Source organism: Anabaena sphaerica FACHB-251 (assembly GCF_014696825.1).
Taxonomy (GTDB): domain Bacteria; phylum Cyanobacteriota; class Cyanobacteriia; order Cyanobacteriales; family Nostocaceae; genus RDYJ01.
On the sequence record NZ_JACJQU010000026.1, the window covers coordinates 1 to 22,411 of the forward strand.

Annotated in this window: 18 protein-coding genes; 11 read left to right on the plus strand and 7 right to left on the minus strand. The window is 39.6% G+C overall.

Features of this window, described 5'->3' with window-relative positions; translation table 11 throughout:
- The first annotated feature begins 133 nt into the window (after window positions 1-133).
- From H6G06_RS24630 to H6G06_RS24640, 3 genes are all read left to right on the plus strand, one after another.
- Window positions 134-2,692 carry a dynamin family protein gene (locus H6G06_RS24630; protein ID WP_190564696.1) on the plus strand — a complete coding sequence of 853 codons (2,559 nt, stop codon included), beginning with the start codon at window positions 134-136 and terminating at the stop codon, window positions 2,690-2,692.
- Between the two features lie 114 nt (window positions 2,693-2,806).
- Complete coding sequence (locus H6G06_RS24635) at window positions 2,807-6,208, plus strand: acetate and sugar kinases/Hsc70/actin family protein (RefSeq protein WP_190564697.1); 3,402 nt, start codon at window positions 2,807-2,809, stop codon at window positions 6,206-6,208.
- An 89-nt stretch (window positions 6,209-6,297) separates the two neighbouring features.
- A complete protein-coding gene (locus H6G06_RS24640) occupies window positions 6,298-7,413 on the plus strand; it encodes a hypothetical protein (RefSeq protein WP_190564748.1) in 1,116 nt (371 codons plus the stop codon).
- 33 nt (window positions 7,414-7,446) lie between these two features.
- Here H6G06_RS24640 and H6G06_RS24645 read toward each other — a convergent pair whose 3' ends face one another.
- On the minus strand, window positions 7,447-7,644 hold the full coding sequence (locus H6G06_RS24645) for a hypothetical protein (RefSeq protein WP_190564698.1): 198 nt from the start codon (window positions 7,642-7,644) through the stop codon (window positions 7,447-7,449).
- A gap of 198 nt (window positions 7,645-7,842) precedes the next feature.
- A complete protein-coding gene (locus tag H6G06_RS24650) occupies window positions 7,843-8,568 on the minus strand; it encodes a cytochrome b/b6 domain-containing protein (RefSeq protein WP_190564699.1) in 726 nt (241 codons plus the stop codon).
- Between the two features lie 97 nt (window positions 8,569-8,665).
- On the opposite strand from H6G06_RS24650, the gene H6G06_RS24655 reads away from it, so the two are divergent.
- From H6G06_RS24655 to trpD, 3 genes are all read left to right on the plus strand, one after another.
- Window positions 8,666-9,808 (plus strand): hypothetical protein, encoded by a 1,143-nt coding sequence (locus H6G06_RS24655; RefSeq protein ID WP_190564700.1) that lies wholly within the window; start codon window positions 8,666-8,668, stop codon window positions 9,806-9,808.
- 5 nt (window positions 9,809-9,813) lie between these two features.
- On the plus strand, window positions 9,814-10,698 hold the full coding sequence (locus H6G06_RS24660; protein WP_190564701.1) for a DNA adenine methylase: 885 nt from the start codon (window positions 9,814-9,816) through the stop codon (window positions 10,696-10,698).
- A 227-nt stretch (window positions 10,699-10,925) separates the two neighbouring features.
- Complete coding sequence (gene trpD, locus H6G06_RS24665) at window positions 10,926-11,981, plus strand: anthranilate phosphoribosyltransferase (RefSeq protein ID WP_190564702.1); 1,056 nt, start codon at window positions 10,926-10,928, stop codon at window positions 11,979-11,981.
- On the opposite strand, the gene H6G06_RS24670 is transcribed toward trpD, so the two are convergent.
- Window positions 11,911-12,966, minus strand: a complete 1,056-nt coding sequence (locus H6G06_RS24670; RefSeq protein WP_190564703.1) for a retropepsin-like aspartic protease family protein — start codon at window positions 12,964-12,966, stop codon at window positions 11,911-11,913. The genes trpD and H6G06_RS24670 overlap by 71 nt on opposite strands.
- A gap of 264 nt (window positions 12,967-13,230) precedes the next feature.
- Between H6G06_RS24670 and carA the strand changes: the two genes are divergently transcribed.
- From carA to H6G06_RS24695, 5 genes are all read left to right on the plus strand, one after another.
- Window positions 13,231-14,388, plus strand: a complete 1,158-nt coding sequence (gene carA, locus H6G06_RS24675; protein WP_190564704.1) for a glutamine-hydrolyzing carbamoyl-phosphate synthase small subunit — start codon at window positions 13,231-13,233, stop codon at window positions 14,386-14,388.
- Window positions 14,389-14,593: 205 nt separating this feature from the next.
- Window positions 14,594-14,944 carry an STAS domain-containing protein gene (locus tag H6G06_RS24680; protein WP_190564749.1) on the plus strand — a complete coding sequence of 117 codons (351 nt, stop codon included), beginning with the start codon at window positions 14,594-14,596 and terminating at the stop codon, window positions 14,942-14,944.
- A gap of 379 nt (window positions 14,945-15,323) precedes the next feature.
- The gene (locus tag H6G06_RS24685) at window positions 15,324-15,803 is read left to right on the plus strand and encodes a ribonuclease III domain-containing protein (RefSeq protein ID WP_190564705.1); all 480 of its coding nucleotides are present in this window, start codon (window positions 15,324-15,326) and stop codon (window positions 15,801-15,803) included.
- Window positions 15,804-15,899: 96 nt separating this feature from the next.
- Window positions 15,900-16,883 carry a 23S rRNA (guanosine(2251)-2'-O)-methyltransferase RlmB gene (gene rlmB / locus H6G06_RS24690; protein WP_190564706.1) on the plus strand — a complete coding sequence of 328 codons (984 nt, stop codon included), beginning with the start codon at window positions 15,900-15,902 and terminating at the stop codon, window positions 16,881-16,883.
- Window positions 16,884-16,971: 88 nt separating this feature from the next.
- Window positions 16,972-17,274: a DUF1816 domain-containing protein gene (locus H6G06_RS24695; protein ID WP_190564750.1), complete on the plus strand. Its 303-nt coding sequence runs from the start codon at window positions 16,972-16,974 to the stop codon at window positions 17,272-17,274.
- 134 nt (window positions 17,275-17,408) lie between these two features.
- Here the strand turns inward: H6G06_RS24695 and H6G06_RS24700 are convergent, their stop codons facing one another.
- The 4 genes from H6G06_RS24700 to H6G06_RS24715 form a co-directional block, all read right to left on the minus strand.
- A complete protein-coding gene (locus tag H6G06_RS24700; RefSeq protein ID WP_190564707.1) occupies window positions 17,409-18,236 on the minus strand; it encodes an alpha/beta fold hydrolase in 828 nt (275 codons plus the stop codon).
- Window positions 18,237-18,433: 197 nt separating this feature from the next.
- On the minus strand, window positions 18,434-19,141 hold the full coding sequence (locus H6G06_RS24705; protein WP_190564708.1) for a CAP domain-containing protein: 708 nt from the start codon (window positions 19,139-19,141) through the stop codon (window positions 18,434-18,436).
- Window positions 19,142-19,382: 241 nt separating this feature from the next.
- Window positions 19,383-20,129 carry a DsbA family protein gene (locus H6G06_RS24710; RefSeq protein WP_190564709.1) on the minus strand — a complete coding sequence of 249 codons (747 nt, stop codon included), beginning with the start codon at window positions 20,127-20,129 and terminating at the stop codon, window positions 19,383-19,385.
- A 137-nt stretch (window positions 20,130-20,266) separates the two neighbouring features.
- Window positions 20,267-22,255, minus strand: a complete 1,989-nt coding sequence (locus tag H6G06_RS24715; protein ID WP_190564710.1) for a zinc metalloprotease HtpX — start codon at window positions 22,253-22,255, stop codon at window positions 20,267-20,269.
- Window positions 22,256-22,411: the final 156 nt, after the last annotated feature.

Consider the following 22,411-nt stretch of genomic DNA (forward strand, 5'->3'; position numbering starts at 1 on the left):
ACGTGTGCCCTTCCGATCCCCTCTCCCCTGCTCCCCTATCCCCTATCCCCAGTCCCTTGTTGCATCAAAAGTGGAGGTTTTCATTTTTTGTGCTATAACCCACACAGAAAATGAACTCAGACAGAAACGACTAATGGAACCAGACAAACTAGCCAGGTTTAAAGAGTACGGTGAGTTTATCCTCCGCAAAATTGACTCTGTACCCCAACGCCCTTCCCAACAGGAAGATTGGGTTCCTACTAGCCTCGATGACTGTCTAATGCGTCTGCGAGAGGCTGCACAGAAAACTGTAGAACTGGCTACGTCACCTGTGAAAATTGGTGTGATGGGTGAATTTAGCAGCGGTAAGAGTTTGCTGCTAGGTAGTTTAATTGGTTATGCAGATGCTTTACCAGTTAGTGAAAATCCCACGACAGGAAATGTCACCGCCATTCATATTAAACCACAAGATAGTTTTGCTACTACCCAAATAGATAATTACACAGTTGAGTATTTATCTCATGAAGGGGTGAATGAGTGTTTACACTTCATGTTAGGAGAAGCAAACGGACGCGCTATAGCTGCTGGTTTACCACCGTTACAAGTCTCTAAAATCAAAACTGGCAAAGATATTTCTAACTGGTGCGAGGAAGCATGGAAAAGCTCAAATAATTTAGAATTACGCTATCTATTGCGAGAGTTGGTATTATTTTTGCGGGCTTATCAAGCTTATGGTGAAGCTTTGTGTAGTAAGTATTATCACATTGATGCGGCTACGGCACATGAAGGGTTACAACTCAACGAGATGCCAATGGCGATCCAAACTCTTAAATTTGATGATCTACCACCGGCACATATTCGCTTACCCAGTGCGCCCCAAAGACTCCAAACTCAATTATTACAAAATAGTTTTCACCTAATTCGCCGTGTTGATATTGAGGTAAAAATATCAAGAGAAATTTGGGATTTAACTGGTGCTGAAGAATTTGTATTGTTAGATTTTCCCGGTTTAGGTGCAGCAAATTCTGGCGCGAGAGACACTTTTTTATCATTGCGAGAATTGGCGCAGGTGCAGACAATTTTAGTTTTGCTTAATGGTAAATCACCGGGGAGCGATCGCGCCAATAAAATATTTACCATGATGCAGCAACAACGCCCAGGACAAGATTTAAAAGACTTAATTCTTGTCGGTGTGGGAAGATTTGATCAATTACCTTTAGACAGTGAAGGTGGCGAGAGAATACTTGATTTTTTGATTGAAGAGCATCCTAATTCTCAACCTTTACAAACAGATGTAGTTTTTCAGAAATTGAAAGTTCTACAAACAATTATTGATGGCGCAGATGCCTTTACAACCCAAAAAGACCGCATCGTTTTATTATCCCCATTATTAGGTTTAGCTGAATTAGCCAAACGGTCAACTACAGTTAAAGCCGGTTCAGAAGAATTTCTGGCTAACTTAGATTATCCTGATTATCTAGAACGTTCTAAGAAATTACAAGTAAAATGGGGTAAATTAAGCGAAAAATTATTAACAACTGAACCGCGTAATCCTCTAGGTAGACAGTTAAGTTATTTTGCTCAAGATGGGGGTATTAATAAACTGCGTGAATTGATCCAAAATCATGTTGCTACTCACGGTGTGAAGCAATTATATGAAGATACCCGTAGGGCGGCTGATGTTGTGCATCAACAACAAGAACAACTGAAAGATATCATAGCCGAAATTCACGAACAAGGCATACCCACAGCCGATAGTCCCGCTTTAATTGATTTGCGTTTGGCAATTGAAACTTTAGATAAAACTTACAGAAACTTTCAAAAAGATTTGGGTAAAGAACCACTCAAAGATAGACGGGGAGTTGTTGTCAGTGATGTAATTAAAGATGAATTGACCTATAGAATTCTCAATTGGAATCAGTGGACTTTATTATTTAATAAAGCCCAAAATGGTACAATAGCTTTAGCAGAATCTAAAGGTGCAGCGGGTAAATTATTTGACCGGGGTAATAGAGTTAATAATTCTCTACCTACCAAGAGCGATGATTTTTATCCAGAGTTTGCAAAAACTGTTAAAGAACTGGAAGATTTTGCCCGCGATCGCATTCGTCAAGCCGTGGTAGACTTGTTGAATAAATTAGCCCATCAAGTAGTTTTAGAACGGGAAAAATTACAGGCTATTCTCAGCCCAGACATGGAAGAATTTATTGAAGATAAATTTGGTGTAGAAGCAGCAGATTTATTTTATAAACTTCTGTTGGGATGTGACCCAAACCAATGGAAAGAAGCCATTATCGTCGAAATCAACAATCAAGATCAAGCCATCTCTCCAGAAATCATGTTTCCCCTAGCGCGACGGGACGAAAAACACAGTATTGGACAAATATTTGATTGGTCTCCTGAAAGAAATCAAAACTCATCTCGTGCAGCTAATCATCAACTTTTTGTTTTACGTCTGCGCGATGAAATTACCGCTAGTGCTAGTCTTCACCTTGTCCAATATGTCAGTGAAGTTAATCAACAAGTGAATGCAGAATTAGAAGGAATTTTAGATCAAATAATTCCTAGTTTGCAAAACCTGTCTAAAAAAGAAGAACTACTCAGATATATTGCTGCTGGAGACTCAACCCCAGAGTTAGCAATTCCCACTTGGTTAGAAATTCTTTCTGATATCGCAGCAATTAATGAAAGTGATATCTATGAGTATTTTTAAAGGAAGAAGGGAACAGGGAACAGTAAATAGGTATTAGTATTAGGTTTTTTCCACGTCTACCAATTACCAATTACCAATTACCAATTACCAATTACCAATTACCAAAATTAAATTATGCCTGTGGAAATTCGTCTTCCACCCAAATATCAACTGCGAGTTAAAGAAAATCAACGCTTGGATTTACCTGCTATTCAAATTGTTGCTACTAATAGTAATATTCCCCATATTTCTCGCATTACTTGTAGCGTCAGAGGAACACCAAGGGAATTAGCAGCAGAAATTCAACAAACATATAAACACTTTAACTCTGTTACACCCAAGAAAATCTCTAACTTATGTCAACTAGGTCAATATCCTTATCAGTTAGAGAAACCTTTAACTGAACCAGTTAACTGTACTTTGCAGGTAATTGTTGAGTATTTTGATTCTGATTCAACCGGAAAACCAATATTATCTATACACAAAAATATGGGGATTTCCTGTAATCTTTGGTTTTCACCAGATTTTCAAACAATAGCAACGGACACGCCAATGAACCCTTTTGAATTAGACACCTATCTCAATAAATTGAGTCAACAATTGAGTGAAAAACTGAATGAGAAACCTAAAAAAAGATTTCCTGGTTGGTTCGCTTTAGATTTTGGGACTTCTAACTCTACAGTGACACTTTTTGATCCCATTGAAGTACCAATTGCAGAAATTTTACCCAGAGAACAAGAATTAAGATTACGTCAGCGGTTAGCAGAATGGTTAAATTCTCCCGCTGGTTCTGCTTTACCAGATACAACGTTGAGTGAGTGGGAAAAGTTTATTGCGAATATTAGCAAAAACTTAGAAATTGAACCAGAACAGTTAAGCGAAGTTTTTGAAAGTGATAATAAAGAACTTTTTTTAGAAGCAATTCGCCAAATTGAATTATGTTTAGGAAATAGTGAGAGATTTCGCCGTGCTGTCAGCAAAAAACTTTATCAAATATATCATGAAGTTTTCCGGGTTCCGACTCTAGAATCCCAAAATTTGATTCCTGTAGTTTTAGATATTGACAGACGAGATACAGAAATTCCTAGTGAAATGGAAATTTCGCAAATAGAACCCTTAAAATTGCAAATGGGTAGGGAAGCAAGGGATCATCGAAAAAAAGCCATAGCCCAAGGGACAATTAGTTCTGTCAAGGATATTATCAGCAGATTTCACCACTCACCCAAACGCTATTTTGGTCAAAATCGAACTTTTCCAGTTATCTTGGATGGGGAAGAAGAAAACATTGAAGTTAACCAATTAATTCAAGCAGCATGGGCGCATTTAATCGAGTTAACTGAAGATTATCGTCAACGTGCCAGAAGGAGATTTTCCGAAGGTGATTTATTAACAGCAGTTGTCACCTATCCTACAGTTGCACCTCCAGTAGTTCGCAAAGAAATTAAGGCATTAGTCGAGGAATTAGGTATTGATGATGTGCAAACTGCTTATGATGAAGCGGTTTCTGTAGCTATATTCTTTTTATGGCGAGAATTCGGCGGTAATTTAAATATTGGCATTGAATCTTTTAAAACTCGTTGTCGTCAAGAGAAAAATAAATGGTCACAAAATGTTTTAGTTTTAGATATTGGTGGTGGAACTACAGACTTAGCATTAATTGAACTGACATTAGAAGATAAAACCCCATTTTTTGCTGATCATGAAGATAGAGGTTTAGGTGGACGTTATTATAAACTTACCCCGAAATTATTAGGTTCTTCAGGTCATTTACAATTAGGTGGTGAGTTAATTACTCTGCGAATTTTCAGACTTTTAAAAATTGCGATCGCAGATTTTCTTCTCACAGCAATAACCACCGGCGACATCGAAAGCGACAAACTAGAAGACTTAATCAACTCCGAATTAAACGAACGCTTTTTAGAAGATGGCAAATTTAAAAGCGGCAGTTTATTAAAATGTGTAGATAAAGAAAACCCCGAAGGTGACGTTGCTTTTAAAGATGCTTTAGACACAGCAGAAAAAGTCTTACCTACCCGCTGGCAACAAGCACCCCAACGCCTACAAACATTTTACACCCTGTGGGATCATGCCGAAGCAGCTAAACTCAAATTAGGGCAAAAATTACCCGGAGATGGTTCCTTATTAACCTTCACCCTTTCCGAACAACAAATTAGTGAACTACTCGCCCAAAGTGCAGTTAAATTTCAAATTATCATTCCTGATGCTATCTCCCTAACATTAGATAGTCAGCAATTTGAACGGGCAGCAAATTCAGCCATTAAAGAAGCAATAGGTATTGCTAAAGGTTTAATGGAAAGCCGTTTAAATGCAGACAATAAACAAAAAGTAGATTGGTTAATTCTCTCCGGTAAAACTTGCAATTTGGATTTAGTACAAAAACAAATCTACCAAGAATTTAGCAAATCTCCCTATTTTGTTTGGAACCCAGAACGCATTACCTTCGTTTTAGAATTTACCAAACTTGCTACCTCAGCCGGTGCTTGTTACGCCGAAAAATTAAGACGATTAAGATTTGATCCTGAAGAATCTAAAAGCTTACTGCGTAAAGGTGCAAACCAGTTAGAAATAGATGTCAAAAACCTATTTTATTATCTACCTTGCAACTTCAAACGCAAAACTCAAAGTAATGAACTATTAGCCATATTCAATGCTGGACAAGAACTTTATCAACTTGCACCTTGGGAAAGCGTCGCCAAAGTGCGGACAAATTGGCAAGGGATACAATTAACAAACATCATCTATCGTCAAGACTATGAAGATGGCGAGTTACGGCTATGGGGTAGCTTCGATGGTAAAACTTTGATGGAGAAATTAGGGATGGAAGAACCAGAATTTCTCAAAAAAATTAAATTGCAATTTGAGATAGACCAAACCCTGCAATTTAGCGTTTTACTCTGTCAAGGTAATCCCCATTATTTAATAGAGGTTCAGGGGATAGATATCAATTCCGTCATAGCAGCAGATTCAGAACCAGCAGATTTATTTACTGATAGTAAATTAAAGTGGAATATCGCCGTTGAACAACCCCGAAAAAACTTAAATGATGGTGATATTGCCATCAACGTATTAGAATCAGCAACAGTTGATCAACCAGATGCTTATCATTTAGTGTTTGCAGTTGATAACAATGAAAATCAATCGCTGCAAACATTTCACTATTTGCAAGATGGTGTTAACGAACCAGGAAAAGGGTTAATTAGTAACCCCTTACCTCCCTTCCCACAAAACGGTCAACACACCTTTTATATTTATCAAACAGATAGCGAAACCAACACCAAAAAATGGCTACGTATCGGCGCACTTAGCAAACCAGACATCACCACAGATTACCCCTGTCAATATCATGTCACACTCGACAACAACGGTATATTAAGGATGCACGCAGGTGAAGTACCCTATTGGACATCACATAATCAAGAATGTCTGAAACAAGAAGGATGTGTTTATCGTGCAGAATTAGAATTACAACCCAACGAAATTGATAAAGAACGCGATCCCTTTTGCGGAATACATTAAATCAATAATCAGTTCTCAGTTGTCAGTTATTAGTTGTTATTATTCTCCTAATTTCTGACTCCTGAATTCTTACATTTATTATTGCCATGATGCAGCATTTCCAGAAATTATTAGCAACAGAAAATTCACGAATCGCCCAGGTATTAAAATTTAGTTTATACGGACTAGAAGCAACTTTAAATCAAGCCCGAATAGAATACCCGGAAGACCCAGGAAATGAGTTATGTGAACAGGTCATAGTAGAAATTCATACCCTTTTAAAACCTGCACCAGTTACAGAAATTGCAGTTGTTGATGAATCTAAATCAAGTGAATCATCAAATGAATCTAAATTAAGTGAATTACGTAATGTTTTTGATTCTGACTTAGAACTCAATTTTTATTTAGGAGATACACCCCTACAAAGTCAAAATGATGCTGATTTATGGAATGAAATTCACCGCAAGTTGTTGCGAGTTCCTGAAGATTTAGCAACATCTTGGCGAAAACTTGCTTTAGAAATGGCGCAAAAAGTTGGGGCAACAGAAGATTATGTAAATTTGTATCACTTGCCTTTTGTGCGTGATGAAATTATCTATACTGGTTTAAATGGTACTGTTCAAGCTAGGGGTTTATGTTTGTCAAAAAAAGCCTTTTTAAAGTCTGATATTGGCAAGTTATATAATTCGGAAGATTTGCATTTATTAGCAGGATTTTTACTTTTATATACTAAGTTTATTGAGATAGAACCAGATTTACATCATGCTTTAAAAAGTGTTTTTAGCTTTGATGTTGTTTCTTTACACTCCCAGCCAGAACAATCTCATCTCTATATTGAAACATTGAGCGATCGCTTACAACGTACTCAAAAAACTGAGGAAAATACTGACCCAATCCTCAATCTACGTGCTTGGCTTGACATAGATGAAGCCATACATTCCCTAGTATTCGTTCCCCCAGCCGAGCGTTATTCCTGGTGGGGAAAGCTACAACAAGAATCACGCCGCATTCTCAAGAAAGTAGCCAATAAAGCTATAGAAGCAGGTTATGATGTGCGAATTAGACAATTATCAGGACTTTATGCTGATATTTGTGCGTTTTCTAAAGATGACTTACAACTAGATTATGGTGGAACACCTGGAGAAGTATTAAGTTGTTTGCGGTTGTATGCACGAATAAATCAAGAAGAAAATCCGGGGCGGGTTCTATTTCGGTCTTTACGGTGAAAACCGCTCTGCGTTTATCCTTGGTTCTGTTTACTACCTTGGAGGTTTAGGAGTCGGTGTGGTAGGTTTAGGTGTAGGAGTGCGATCAGGCTTAGGAGTTGAAGGAGAAGAGGGCGTTTGTTGAGCAAATAGAGTTTGTTGTGTGTTCGTAGCTTGAAAATCTTTGGGTATTGCAAAAACAGCAGCAGTCCCCAAAAATGCTAGTAAAGCCACGGATGCTAAATTTCTCATATTTTTATCCCCGTCAAGACTGATTTCACCTTATTTTGATGAATCCTCAAATTCTATATCTCTCGCTAAAGGTAGCCCTACTTATGTTTCTCTAGGTAGAAAAACTCATCTAGAATAATTCCTAAATTTGCTGTTGAAGTATGATGTAAAGAGGGAAGTTTAGGTTTATTTACTAACAAATTTCTTCACTTTCTTCACTTATTCACCACCAGAGAAAAACAACGGTAACACAAAAGCTGCTATCACCCCAACTAACACAAACACCTCAATAATTCTCAGAACCAAATTACTCTGCATTAACTGACTAATTTCAGCACTAAAATTATTGGAGAAATTACCCAACCAACTATGCAAACGACTATACCAATTTCTCGGATCATCTTCTGAGCGAAATTTCCATGACAACATTGATAGCAACAATGGCGCACCACCCACTTTACTAGACATTAAAAGATGAATGGCTAAACAACAAACCATAATCACCCAAGCTATCAAATGGCAATAATACCAAATATGATCAAGTTCGCCTATCGGTAGCCATTCTTCTTTCATCATTCTGCCAGATATCACCGCCAAAACTGAAGCGATAAGCATCATCGTATTTGCTAAACGTTGCAGACTCACCCACCAAATTGGTTTACCAAATTCTGTGAGTTTTTGTAGCGAATCTGGTTGTAGTAGGCGCTTTTGTCCTGCATGAAAGCTATAGAGTGCGAAAGCTGGTAATAACAATAAGAAAAATAACCCCGCAGTACCGTGAATATCCTGGATAGGATCAATTTTGGGAATGGGGATTTTACCAAATCTTTTGTCAAATGTGTTGTAAACTAAGAATCCGGTAATAATAGCCGCAATTACTAAGATTCCGCTGAAACCGTGTAAAATTCGTAACAACAAAGGTTGATAAGGGGCTGAACGATTCATAAGCTGATTTGGCGTTTTTTAAATATTGCTAATGTTGCCCTAGATATGCAACAAAAATATATAATATCTTAGTCAATACCTAGAGAATACTGCATTAATGGCTGAAATTATACATTTTACAGGATTTATCAAAGGAGTCACCTACAAAACCTACTTAGGTGAAAAGTTAAAGGAAATTAACATAGATAATTTTAATGTCAATCAAGCAGGTGCTTATGGATTGATAAAGTCTCCTATAACTGAACTTGCTTATTCTAAATGGGTTTCACCTAAAAGAACTAGAAGTTATCCATTTGCGAGGATATATAATACATATAATTCATCCAAAATTATAACTATAATTCCAGTGATTAAAGATGAAGGTAAAGATGGAGATATAGATAAAATTCAATACTCTACAATTTCCTGGATGAATCTACTAAATATTTATATTGTACTTGCGTATTATGAAACAGCCGAAAAAAGTAATAAAAAAGGACAAGCAAGCAAGAATAAGCTGACAAATCAAAAATTTAATAATGAACTTGTCCAATCTCAAATTGGCGAAATACTAGCATATCGTCAAAGTGCTTTGCATTGGAATAAAAATTTATTTGAACAAAGATTTATATCAATTTTTGAAAAAGCTTTAAATTCTTATGATTCCATTTCTCGTCAAACTGGAGTTTTGGTTCACTCAAGAGCAGGTATGGATAATTATTTACAAAAAATCATAAATGAATTTGAAGAATTTAAAAATATTTCTCTTAAAAATTCTCATAACGCCAGTAAACGGGAAGCTATGACTTCTCATAAACTAGAATATTTAGCAGATGGATTAAAAGCAACTTTTAGTATTGAGAACTATTTAGGTGGAATTTACTATTTGACTCCTGATGAAATATTTTTCGATAATGATATGTGTATAATTCAAGAATCCAAAAACTCTTCAAAAGATTCTTTACCTAAACTTCCTGATATTCAAGATGGGTTATTTAAGCTAATTTTATTTTCTAACTTAGATTCTTTAACATTGGATGGTAAACCAGTTGATTTTGTTACAAAATTAAAGCTCACTGGAAAAAATGTAGTTGGTTCTATTGTTTTACCAGATGCTACAATGCAAGAAGTAGAATATTTCTTACAAACTAATACGAAAATTTTTCCAAAAAAGCACAAAGAGATTATCCGCAAGTTAGCTTTAGAAGCGGAGAATAATCAAAAATTAAAAATACAAGTATCCTGCAATTCTAACCTATAATTTTTATGATTAAAAGCCCTCTTCGTTATCCTGGTGGTAAATCAAGAGCAATTCAGCAAATCCTTACATATTTGCCAGAAAGCTTTGCAGAATTTAGAGAACCTTTTGTTGGTGGTGGTTCAGTTTTTATTTACTTAAAACAAAAATATCCTAACTTAAAGATTTCTATTAACGATTTAAACAGAGAATTATTTCTGTTTTGGCATTTTGCTCAATCTGATTTATCGAAATTAGTTTCAGAAATTCGTCATATTAAAGAAAAGTGTCAAGATGGTAAATTACTCTTTTCAAAATTAGTCAGTGTGGATGTCAACACTTTATCAGATTTAGAAAGAGCAGTACGATTTTTTGTTCTCAACAGAATTACATTTTCTGGTACGATAGAATCAGGGGGTTTTTCTCTAGAATCTTTTCATACTAGATTTACTACTTCATCAATTGATCGTCTTGAGAAATTAGGAAAAATATTAACACAAGATATTAAAATTACTAATTTAGATTATAGTCAAATTTTGCATACAGATGGGCAGGATGTATTTATATTTTTAGATCCTCCATATTTTAAAGCTGAAAAATCTAAATTATATGGAAAAAGAGGAAATTTACATACTGGTTTTGATCATTTAAGATTTGCAGAGGTTTTAAAAGAATGCCCTCACCAGTGGCTAGTTACCTATGATGATTCACCCGAAATTAGAGATAATTTTCAATGGGCAAATATTTATGAATGGGAATTACAGTATGGGATGAATAACTATAAACAAAAAGGTGCTGCTAAAGGGAAAGAACTATTCATCAGTAATTATGAAGTTAAACGCAATTTAGAACCAACTCAAAAAAATTACAATTTGACTACTAATTCAGTCTGGCAATTAAGTCTGGAAATATAAGTAAGTGGGCGTTAAAAATTGTCGTTATGACAAGGGAACAGGGAACAGGGAACAGGGAAGAAGGTTTTGGTGAATTTACTTTTTGTTACATACTTCGGTTTTTTCCCGCCGACTTACTTAATTTTCATCATTTTTGTGTATTTGCAGGAAACAAAAATATTCATCTAAATCGAAAAATCCCCATTTTTCGGTAGGATTACTCACAGCGTAATTAAAAAACCCCAACCATGACAAACTTACCAGATCCTACTACTTGGTCAAACCTACTCAAACAATTATTAGAACGCCAATCATTATCCCGCAGCCAAGCCGCAGAACTGATGCAAGGATGGATAAACGAAACCATTCCCCCAGAATTATCAGGAGCAATTTTAACAGCACTGCACTTCAAAGGCGTTTCTGCTGAAGAATTAACAGGAATGGCTGAAGTATTAAAATCTCTGTCCATCAAGACTACTGGAGACAATACCCAATCACAGATCCCCCTGGTTGATACCTGTGGAACTGGTGGTGATGGGGCATCAACTTTTAATATTTCCACAGCAGTCGCCTTTGTCACCGCTGCTGCTGGTGTACCTGTAGCTAAACATGGCAGCCGTTCCGCCTCCAGTCTAACCGGAAGTGCTGACGTTTTAGAAGCTTTAGGCGTGAACTTGAATGCAGCCAGCGACAAAGTACAAGCAGCAGTAGAAGCAGTGGGAATTACCTTTTTATTCGCTCCTGGTTGGCATCCTGCGCTTAAAGCCGTTGCACCGTTGCGGCGAAATTTAAAAGTGCGGACAGTGTTTAACTTACTTGGACCCTTAGTAAATCCCATGCGTCCCACTGGCCAGGTGATTGGGGTATTTGATCCCAAATTAATCGAAACTATCGCTCAAGCCTTAAACCAGTTGGGAACGGAAAAGGCAATTGTATTACATGGGAGAGAAAAATTAGATGAAGCGGGGTTAGGGGATATAACTGATTTGGCGGTTTTATCTGATGGGAAAGTGCAGTTAACCACCCTCAATCCTGAAGAGGTAGGTGTCACAGCAGCACCGATTACAGCCCTCAAGGGTGGGGATGTGCAAGAAAATGCCGAAATTCTCACCAACGTACTCCAAGGAAAAGGAACTCAAGCCCAGCAGGATGCTGTGGCGCTCAATGCTTCTTTAGCGTTGCAAGTAGCGGGTGTAGTTCCCTTATTCAACCATGCTCAAGGTGTGAGTATGGCTAAGGAAATTCTACAAAGCGGTAGCCCCTGGACAAAGTTGGCACAGTTAGTTGAATTCCTGGGGGATTAGCTTCTGAGTGGGCTTGGGGACGAAATTCTACAACATTACGCTTGATAGTAACGTCATAGTTACCAAAAAAGTCATGTCCTAACAATCCTGTTTCTAATTCTACACCTGCGATCGCCACAGGAACTTTACTCACCATCACCCCGCCAACTTCCATCGAATCCAGATAGCCAACCGGAAATTCCACCGCTTTAGAACTAACTGTGTTGGCTTTGGCAATTCCCACAGGCACTACACCTAAAGCCTGTGCTATCTCTTGAGTAATCACAGTACCACTAGCTCCCGTATCCACAATCATCTCAAATCGCTGTCTACCATTAAAGGTAACTTCGACAATGGGAGTACCACCAACTCGCCGCTTAATCGGTGCTATAAATACCTGATTATTGTGGGCGAGGATTTCCGATGAAGGGAAAATCGGCTGTGGTGGTGGTAGTGGTTGTAATTGTCTAGTAGGAGTGGGAGTTGAATAACGTTGTATTTTGGGTTGTGGTTGGGGAACGGCAACAACTACCTGTTGATCCGGTACTACTGGAGATGCTAAGGTACTGGGGTTAGCTTTCTGTTTAGCTAATTTAATTTGACGCTGGTATTCGGCGATTTTTCTTTGAGCAAAGGGAAAATTAGGACTATCTCGCCGTACCTGTTCCATGAGAGCGATCGCATCCTCAAACCTACTCGTCACCAAATTCCAATCATCTGGAGATTGAGCAGATTGACTGATACTCACAGCACCAGTAGCTTTATCCAGCGCCAATTCTAAAGCACTTGGTTCTGTACTGTGTTCTACTTCTGGTTTTGGGTTGGCAGGTAATGACGCTGGTTGCTTAGTTGGCGGCTGTATTGCAGCCAAATTACCAACAGGTACAGATGGCTGACCATTACCAGTCGCCGTTGTCTGTTTGTTGTCACTACAGCCAACAGTCAAAACCGCTAGACTACCAGAAAAAAAAATTAGGGCTGCGCGGGATAAATAAAACTTAAGCATAATAACTTTCAGGTTAACCGCCCTGGCTCTCTCCAAGTGTAGCGCCCCCACCCAATTAAAGATGGTTCAGGTTTAATGATTTAATTGATTATTTAACCCAAGTTGCTGATTATAAATGTTTTTACATAGCATAAGAAACGGTTTTAGTGGTGGATTGGGGATTGGGAAGATATGAATTCATAATTCAGAAAACTCCTGCTCCCTGCTCCCTGCTCCTTGCTCCCTGCTCCCTGCTCCCTGCCCATTCCCTATTCCCTATTATTTATGTCCCTATCTGATCCAATACCCGCTCTACTTGTCCTAGCTGATGGTACAACTTATCGCGGTTGGTCTTTCGGTGCGATGGGAACCGCTATCGGCGAAGTTGTGTTTAATACGGGGATGACTGGATATCAAGAAGTGTTGACAGATCCCAGTTATACAGGTCAAATCGTTATTTTTACCTATCCCGAATTAGGAAATACTGGCGTTAATCCCGAAGATGAGGAATCAACAAAACCTCATGTTAAGGGAGCGATCGCTCGCAATATCTGTCACAAACCCAGTAACTGGCGGTCTACACAATCTTTACCAGACTACCTCAAGCAGCACCAAGTCCCCGGTATCTTTGGCATCGACACCCGCGCCCTCACCCGCAAAATTAGGATGTATGGGGCTATGAATGGTGGTATTTCTACCTCTATACTAGATGAGGCTGAATTATTAGAACTGGTGCAAGCTGCTCCCAACATGACAGGATTAAATCTGGTGCGGGATGTCACCACCTCAGCAGTTTATGAATGGTCTCAAGCTACCACCGCTGATTGGGAATTCAACCCAGAGGCTGTGGCCAAGATTGGCGAAACTTTTACTGTTGTTGCCCTAGACTTTGGTGTAAAACGCAATATCTTGCGGCGTTTGGCTAGTTATGGCTGTCGGGTGATAGTTGTCCCTGCCAATACACCACCCGATGAAATCCTTAAATACAATCCAGATGGGATTTTTCTTTCCAACGGCCCTGGTGATCCAGCCGCAGTCACAGAAGGAATTAGCACAGCTAAAGCACTGCTAGAAAGTCAAAAACCCATGTTTGGTATTTGTATGGGACACCAAATTTTGGGTCATGCTTTGGGAGCAGAAACCTTTAAACTTAAATTTGGGCATCGTGGTTTAAATCAGCCTGCGGGATTACAACAACGGGTAGAAATTACCAGCCAAAACCACAGTTTTGCTATTGATCCGGATTCATTACCATCAGCAGTGGTAGAGGTTAGTCATCTGAACTTAAACGATCGCACCGTTGCTGGGGTACGTCACAAGTCTCTACCTGTCTTTTCTGTACAGTATCACCCAGAGGCTAGTCCCGGACCCCACGATGCTGATTACTTGTTTGAGCAATTTGTGCTAGAAATGCAAACAGCACGTCAAACTGCGATCGCTTAAGTTAATCAACAGTAAAAATTGGTAATGGGTAATGGGTAATTGGTAATTGGTAATGGGTAATGGGTAATGGGTAAAAGTCTTTCCCAGCCCCCAATCCCCAGTCCCCAATCCCCAATCCCCAACCTAGACAACTTACGTCAAAACCATCTATACTTGAGCGTTTACTTTCAGTCAAGAGGACGAGGAGGGAGTTATTGCTGAACCACTGAATCTAACCGTAAGCCTGAGAGGTACTCGCGAAGTCCGGGATAACTGCCAGCTATTCCGCCTCACAGGTCTGTTAGACGCTTTTTCTGAGCCTACATTTCGCAAGGTACTGTCTGGTAAGATTGAGGAAGGTCCAAAGCACATAATTCTGGATCTCTCACAAATCGACTTTGTTGATAGCTCTGGTTTGGGTGCGCTGGTACAACTAGCCAAGCAAGCTCAAAACGCCGAAGGTACTTTGCAAATTGTCACCAATGCCCGCGTTACTCAAACAGTCAAGCTTGTTCGCTTGGAGAAGTTTCTCTCCCTGCAAACCACAGTTGAAACGGCTCTAGACAACATCAAGTAGTCTTGATTGCTTGATCACAGAAAATCAATTTGGCTATCCAAATGATCAAGAGGAAGGTGAGGAAGATGAAGAAGATATTTATATTTGACGAAAAGTAAAAACAACATTAGGGTTAAACCTTGATGGATTTACTAGAGGTGCTTTGACTACACCTTTAAGAGTCCGTTTTGCGGCTACTTAAGAATCCCCGTACCTTTAGATCGGGGAGAAGTCAAGACTTCTCCATCTTCCTCATCTCCCCAATTAAAAATATATATAGTTTCAGTAATATTTGTTAGTGTTGAATATGCTAGGTATGGTATGATGGCATACTGCACAAAAAATAAATGTTCGTAAAGATAATCTTCCCAATGTTAATAGGTCAAGGAATGATGAACAGGTGAACCCCAAGGAGGAAGAAGCTAAAAATGGAGGAGATGAAACTGCGAACCGAGATTCATCTGACATTCCAGCATTGTTGGTAAACACCACGCAAATACCCCAACCAATATCCCAGGCACAAGTACAACAAATTTCTCCTGCTGCCTTAGCCTACTTGGGGGACGCAATTTACGAACTGTATGTTAGAATGTTTTTCCTGTGGCCACAGCAAAGGCCAGAAATTTACCATCGTTTGGTAGTGGCGCAGGTCAGAGCAGAAACACAAGCCCTACATTTGCGATCGCTGACTCCGCATTTAAGGAGTAACGAGTTAGAAATTGTCCGCCGAGGTCGCAATGCTGCCACAGGCCGACCTAAGCGACTTAATCCGGAAATTTATCAACAGGCAACTAGTCTAGAAACTTTAGTTGGCTATCTATATCTCACTGATTACCCCCGTTTAACAGAACTGTTGCAAAAACTCCATCTAGAGAAATAGTGAGTAGCTCAATCTCCCGATAGGAAAAACAGTTGTAATGGTTCATTAAATTGAGGGAATCGCTATGAACACCCATTTCCTAAACTCTATAATCTCATGACTAACCAACCAAGAAAAATCAATCACGCTGGCGAAGCAAAACGTGGGCAACCCATAAAAATTAAGGGTAAGCGCGTTATTGCTAATCCTATTCGTCATCAAAGCAAGGCAGAAGTTAAACCCATCTCTCGTAAACCACGCCCATCTCACAATTCTTACCAGCCACCCCTAGAGATCCAATCGACAGAAGAAAGCGAAAGCGAAAGCGATCTTATCTACGGTCGTCATTCGGTACTAAGTGCATTAGAAAATCAACGTAATCTCAACCGTCTCTGGATTACTACTCGTCTACGCTACGATCCTCGATTTCATCATTTAATTCTCCAAGCCAAAGATCATGGCACGGTTATAGATGAAGTTGAACCCAGGCGTTTAGACCAAATCACTAACGGGGCTAATCACCAAGGTATAGCAGCCCAAACTGCTCCTTACGCCTACATGGAATTAGATGATTTGATCACTCAGGCAAAATCAGTCACTGAACCGGTTATAGTTGTCGCTGATGGTATCACTGATCCTCACAACTTGGGGGCAATTATTCGCACAGCTGAAGCAATAGGCGCTCAAGGATTAGTAATTCCCCAAAGAAGGGCTTCGGGGATCACTTCGACTGTTGTTAAGGTGGCGGCAGGTGCTTTAGAAAACTTTTCTGTAGCCAGAGTCGTTAATCTCAGCCGAGCTTTAGAACAACTCAAAGAAGCTGGTTTTTGGATATACGGAACAGCAGCTACTGGTAGTGAACCTCTACATACAGTAAAATTTAGCGGACCTGTCGTTTTGGTAATTGGTGCTGAAGGTGAAGGTCTGAGTATGTTGACACAACGATCCTGTGATGTTTTAGTTTCAATACCCTTACAGGGTAAGACTCCTAGCCTAAATGCCTCAGTGGCATCCGGGATGGCGCTTTATGAAATTTATCGCCAACGGTCGTTAAATACCCATTATCTTGATAAATTACACACATTTTCTTTGAAAAAATAAAACTAAAAGAGTATAAAGAAATGTAAAACAGAATCAATCCAACATATTCTTTAACACCCGGTAAGACGTTTATAAATTGGTGAAAACCATGAAAACTATTTGGCATAACCTTAAGGAAGGGCTGATTAGCGTATCTAACGGTCTCGGCTTGGCTTGGTGGGTAGAGATTGTCACCCAGAATCCTAGTTGTACCTATTACTTCGGTCCATTTTTAAGTTCTGTGGATGCAACCTTGGCCAGCAAGGGCTACTTAGAAGATTTAGAAATCGAAGGAGCGCAAGGAATTATAGTCAATGTCAAGCGGTGCAAACCTTATGTTTTAACCATTGCTGAAGACCTGGGGGAAAGGATTGACCGTAAAGTAAAGCCTGCCTTTAGCGGTCAAATGTAGCACAAATCCATAGGCTGTCATCGTTCCTGGGTTAATTCTGGCAACGATGGCCAACATCCCAACCCTTCGGGAAGTCAAAAGTCAAAAGTCAAAAGTCAAAAAGTTTTTGAACTAATGACTCCTGATTTCCTTTTTTAATCTTGAATTACCTGTGGATGTGCTTCTAACCAACTGTCGATATCCCATAGCAACTGCTGGGGAATTTCCCAGGGGAAAAGATGGGCAGTATTGGGGTAGCATTGCCAGTGGGAGTTTTTGAGATGCCGTGCTGTTTCTAAACTGGAATCAGCAGTAATGTGGCGGTCTTGCGACCCAGCAAGTACCAAACTCGGACATTGGATTTTTTCCAAGTCTGGAAGTCGATTATACCCAGCTTTAATGGCGCTATATAGAGCGCGAGTAGCATGGGGAGAAGTTTGTAAATAAGCTTGTACAGCTTCCCTAGCAATGTAACCGTAAGCTGTGGGTGTATGTTGCTGGATTAAATAGCGAAAGAGCGATCGCTTGCCAAAAGTTTCAATATTCCAAGACCAACCAGGTTTGATATAGTTCAATATTCCCGCTACACCAGTATAAACATTATCCTGCCAAGAGATAGGCGGATGATTTCCCCAAGGTCTAGCTGAGGTTGCTACCAAAATCAGTCCTGTGACGCGCTGTGGTAAACGCAGTGCTAATTCCATCGCCAAAATTCCCCCCAGCGACCATCCCAATACTAGACATTTATCAATCTGAAAGCGGTCTAGGAGGGCTTCTAAATCGTCCAAATGGTCTTGCATAGCAAAATTGCCATTGCAGCGACTTTTACCGTATCCGCGCAAATCTGGGGCAAAGGTTTGGAAGCGTTTTGATAAATGATCAGTGAAAACAGAAAGATTACGGCCAGCACCGGGATGACCGTGTAAACCGAGTATGGGAAATCCTTGTCCTTGGATGTAAACGTTAAGAGGTTTATAATTCATAATTCATAATTTGTAATAGGGGAGCATCCCAAATGTATAAATTTATTTTTACCCAATGTCAAAGGCTAGGAAGAAACGAACCACGAAGGACGCAAAGATCACGAAGGTAAGAGAGTTTCAGAGAGTTTTTGGTGTTGCTGCGGTTATTTTTTCAAAATTGGGATGCTCCCTGTAATAGTGCTTCCAGTCCCCAATTTTCACCGTTCAATATAACCCCAGGCGTAGGTAATCACACACATATTTCTATAGGTTTTATGAGTACCGTAAGCAACACCAGCTACCTTAAATGCAGGGTTAAAAATGGCTGTTCTATGACCTCGTGAGGGTACACCATCATCAATAATTAACTGCATGACGATATCTTGACCATTGTTGACACCATAGCTGATATTTTCCCCTGCTGTGTTTAGCCATCTACCATAGCGATTGATGCGAGTAAAAGGGGTACTACCATCGCTACCATCATGACCTAAAGCACCTTTTAGACTTTGATCTTTGACATGATCTCTAGCACCTAAAGACATTCCCTTAGATGTTTTTAAAGCACCTACAGGACGGACTGATTTGAGAAAAGCGATCGCTTCATCAACTGGTTTAACTCCTTCCTGAGTAATTAAATAGGTATTGTTGGCAAGTTTAACTCTATTACCCTGGAACCGTTTCCGATAGTTTTCTAGTATCGGTAAATATGACTTAGGATTTGTTCTTACTTTGTTAGTTTCATCAATGACTTTTTGTTCCAAAGGTGAGAGGTAACTAGCTTTTGCTAACAAAGTTGAATTATCATTTTCTTCAAAAATATCTGTTGTCAATCGTGCTATTAATTGTCCAGATTGCTGCAGTTGATGAGAATAACTATTTATCAGGGCAATAGACAGTAATAACAAAAATATAAGGTGACGCATTCATGACCTCAAAATCTATCTTGACTATCTCTATAGCGATCCGATGTGATTTATGAATTTTTCGTTGAGTTAGGGAACAGGGAACAGGGAACAGGGAAGAAGGATTTCAGTGTGTACTGAGTCTTGTACAAAAATCAAATAGGATTCCTATAGTTAGGAACTCTAGCAAAGTAAATTACCAAATCAGCAGTCAACTATAAATTATTCTGGTGATAGTTGACGGCTGAATGCTTACAGACTATTATTTTTCTTTCTCCAAAATACTCTCAATTTCTGATAACTGCACTGGTCCAGAAACATTCTTGCTATTGATGATAAAAGAAGGTGTACCCGAAAGACCCAATTTATAAGCCATTTGCAGGTCTTGTTGAATTGCTTTATCAGCCAAAGTGCGATCACTGTTAAACTTTGCTAAATCCAATTTGAGATTTTTAGCAATATCTAAATATAAACTTTCCCCCAGTTGTTTTTGATTAGTAAACAGCGCATCATGATATGGCCAAAATTTACCTTGTTGATGTGCAGCCCAAGCAGCTTTGGCTGCTGGTAAGGCTTGATCATGAATTTGCACCAAGGGAAAATGTTTATAAACTAAAGTGAATTGATTGGGATACTTTGCTAATAAGTCTTTGAGAGTTTTCTGTGATTCAGCACAATAAGGACATTCAAAATCAGAAAATTCAATTAATACAGTTTTTAATTGCGTCGAACCTGTGGTGGGAGATTCCCCAATTATAGCTTTGGGTTTTGATCTTAAATCCTGTAAAAATTCCTGTCTTCCTTGCTGAACTTTTTGTTGCTGTTCTTCCTGATAAGCTTGAACACTTTCGATAATTGCTTTCGGATTTTGGCGGATAATTTGTAATACTTGTTGTTCTAGTTGAGGATCAATTTTGGTATTAGCTTGTGCTGGGAGTGACCAGCTAAGACACAAACACATTAAGCTAACAATTGCCCAGATACGCAGGGGTTGAAAAATTGTGAGCATGAGAAAATACTATATAGGGTTTGGTGATAGCGTAGCATTGATGATTTATTCTTACCCTATGTCCAGAAAAAACCCCACGACAGAAGTGGGGAATAAAAAACACAGCTTGGATGAATGAGAAATGCTTGGACAGCAGATTAATTGCCGTTCAAAAATCCAATCAATACTATTCCCAGGATAATCGATCCACCGCCGAGTATAAATGACCAAAAGCGGTGATAGCTGTTGACAATTGTGCCACTTTCGCCTTCTAGTTGAATTAAATCCATCCAGGGCATAATCCCGCGACGGAACCAACCAGCAGTTCTCACTTGTTGACCTAGCAAGCTTTGTACCCGTTTCATGCCAAACAAGAAATTACCAATGGGTCCAAAACGGGAGGCGTAATGTAGATAAAGCATTCCGCTAGGATCTTGCAGTTTGAGGTCAGAACCAAATTTATAACCGGCATCTCCACGGCCAATTAATTCTCCTTGTAGCATGGCTGGTTGTCCCCGTAAAGGACTGGCATAGGGGTCTGACATCAAGGTAAGAATGTCGGTGGGTGCAGCTTTGGAATAGTCGGGGAACATGACAAAGGCTTTGATTAAAATTCCCACTCCTAAACCTATTAATGGCATACCCATAATTAAGCCAGGGTTGCTGGAACTAGACAACATGAATACGCCGCTAATTAAACCCAGGAAGAAACCGATAGTTTCTGCACCATACAGCACGACATCTAAGAAGAAGTTGCCGTAAAGTTTACTTTTATTGAGGGTTTTACCTTCACCCATGACTCGCCCCATGTCAAACTCGGTAGGTAAACCCAGTTGTTCGGAGTATGTGCTAAGGGCGCGGACTCGTTTACCTGTGAGGGGATGAGTAGAGTGTAATTCCATCCACCAACCCCAAGGGTTAAACATATCCCACAAAAAGACGCGACCGATTTTTTGCGGGTCAGAAGCGATGCGGTAAGCTGTACCTGTAGAAGTTGCGGCTTTGTGGTCATAAATGCCTAAAGCACGAGTTCCTTCAATTAAGCGGCTGGGTTCTTGGGCGCGTGAACCTTCTTCAACAATGCCATAGGCAATTTTAACTAAGGCACGAGAAAGTCCGTTGGGGTTGCCTGTGGTTTCTGCTGCAAAGTGGTCAGCAAAGTATTCTCTGGTGCGAGAGAGATATAAAAGTAGATAAGTACCGATAATATAAAAGATGTAAGCAACCATACTAGCTGTTTGCAAAGCATTTCCGATTTTGCTATCTCCACTACCGCCACGAGTGAACCTTCTAGCTGTGCTGTAAACTAGGTAGCAAATCTGCACTAAGGTAGAAGCTACTGTCATCACAGCAAAGTCCCAGTGGACGATGTGACCTAGTTCGTGGGCGTAGACGGTAGCAATTTCATCATCATCGAGATAAGTAAAAAGTCCTTGGCTGACGACTAACCGGGCGCTGTTGGGTAAGGAACCATAAGTGAAAGCTGTGGGGTTTTGGTCGTCAATTATTCCCAGTCTAGGAATTTTGATATTTTTTTGTTGACAAACTTGACGAATGATTTTTCCTGTTTCTGGACTGAGGTGTTCAATTTCTGCTAAGTTGACCCAACGAGTTTGATAAAGCCACCTTTGACTGAAGTCCATCAGGAAGGGTGAAAGGAAAAAAGCGGCTAGATTAAATATTAAGGTGATACCAATGGCGATCGCTAAACCGGTCAGAGGCTCGTTGCTGGTAAAAATTAATACTAGGCTTAAACCTAAAACGAACACCATGCCAAATAGTAAGGCAATTGTCACACCAGATGCTAGGGCTAAACTACCACCTACCCCTCCCATCGCCAAGCTTACACCCACACCTGCTGCCCGTCCTGCTTTTGGCATATTAGACTGGGTTGATGAAAACAAGGGGCGGTCTTGTTCTGCCCATTCTCGCACCTGTGGGTTGTTACTGTTGATTAACTTTTGCCACAGAATCCTAGCTTGTTCGGTGTCGCCTGTTTTTTGATAAGCTTTCATCAGCCACATTTGGGCTGTCAAATAATCTGGAGAACTCAGTTCTAGAGAAGTTTGGGAAAATTCCTCTAGTAGATACACTGCTTCTTGATAGCGTCCCTGTTGAAAGGCATCTAAGCCTGATTGCAATAACATGATGATATCCCTGATAAAAAGGGTGTTATTTTAATCCATGAATACCCAATAATCTAGGATTAGTCATCATAATTTCGCAAAAGTTAAAGAAGGGTACTGGGGACTGGTGACTGGTGATTGGGAAGAAAGTGACTAATGACTGGTGACTGGTGACTA

What these genes read in the sequence shown, in the direction of transcription:
- H6G06_RS24670 (WP_190564703.1), bottom strand. Translation starts at nt 12,966, where the DNA reads ATGCTTAAGTTTTATTTATCCCGCGCAGCCCTAATTTTTTTTTCTGGT.
- H6G06_RS24645 (WP_190564698.1), bottom strand. Translation starts at nt 7,644, where the DNA reads ATGAGAAATTTAGCATCCGTGGCTTTACTAGCATTTTTGGGGACTGCT.
- H6G06_RS24655 (WP_190564700.1), top strand. Translation starts at nt 8,666, where the DNA reads ATGGCTGAAATTATACATTTTACAGGATTTATCAAAGGAGTCACCTAC.
- H6G06_RS24640 (WP_190564748.1), top strand. Translation starts at nt 6,298, where the DNA reads ATGCAGCATTTCCAGAAATTATTAGCAACAGAAAATTCACGAATCGCC.
- H6G06_RS24710 (WP_190564709.1), bottom strand. Translation starts at nt 20,129, where the DNA reads ATGCTCACAATTTTTCAACCCCTGCGTATCTGGGCAATTGTTAGCTTA.
- H6G06_RS24715 (WP_190564710.1), bottom strand. Translation starts at nt 22,255, where the DNA reads ATGTTATTGCAATCAGGCTTAGATGCCTTTCAACAGGGACGCTATCAA.
- H6G06_RS24695 (WP_190564750.1), top strand. Translation starts at nt 16,972, where the DNA reads ATGAAAACTATTTGGCATAACCTTAAGGAAGGGCTGATTAGCGTATCT.
- rlmB (WP_190564706.1), top strand. Translation starts at nt 15,900, where the DNA reads ATGACTAACCAACCAAGAAAAATCAATCACGCTGGCGAAGCAAAACGT.
- H6G06_RS24700 (WP_190564707.1), bottom strand. Translation starts at nt 18,236, where the DNA reads ATGAATTATAAACCTCTTAACGTTTACATCCAAGGACAAGGATTTCCC.
- trpD (WP_190564702.1), top strand. Translation starts at nt 10,926, where the DNA reads ATGACAAACTTACCAGATCCTACTACTTGGTCAAACCTACTCAAACAA.
- H6G06_RS24660 (WP_190564701.1), top strand. Translation starts at nt 9,814, where the DNA reads ATGATTAAAAGCCCTCTTCGTTATCCTGGTGGTAAATCAAGAGCAATT.
- H6G06_RS24650 (WP_190564699.1), bottom strand. Translation starts at nt 8,568, where the DNA reads ATGAATCGTTCAGCCCCTTATCAACCTTTGTTGTTACGAATTTTACAC.
- H6G06_RS24630 (WP_190564696.1), top strand. Translation starts at nt 134, where the DNA reads ATGGAACCAGACAAACTAGCCAGGTTTAAAGAGTACGGTGAGTTTATC.
- H6G06_RS24705 (WP_190564708.1), bottom strand. Translation starts at nt 19,141, where the DNA reads ATGCGTCACCTTATATTTTTGTTATTACTGTCTATTGCCCTGATAAAT.
- H6G06_RS24635 (WP_190564697.1), top strand. Translation starts at nt 2,807, where the DNA reads ATGCCTGTGGAAATTCGTCTTCCACCCAAATATCAACTGCGAGTTAAA.
- carA (WP_190564704.1), top strand. Translation starts at nt 13,231, where the DNA reads ATGTCCCTATCTGATCCAATACCCGCTCTACTTGTCCTAGCTGATGGT.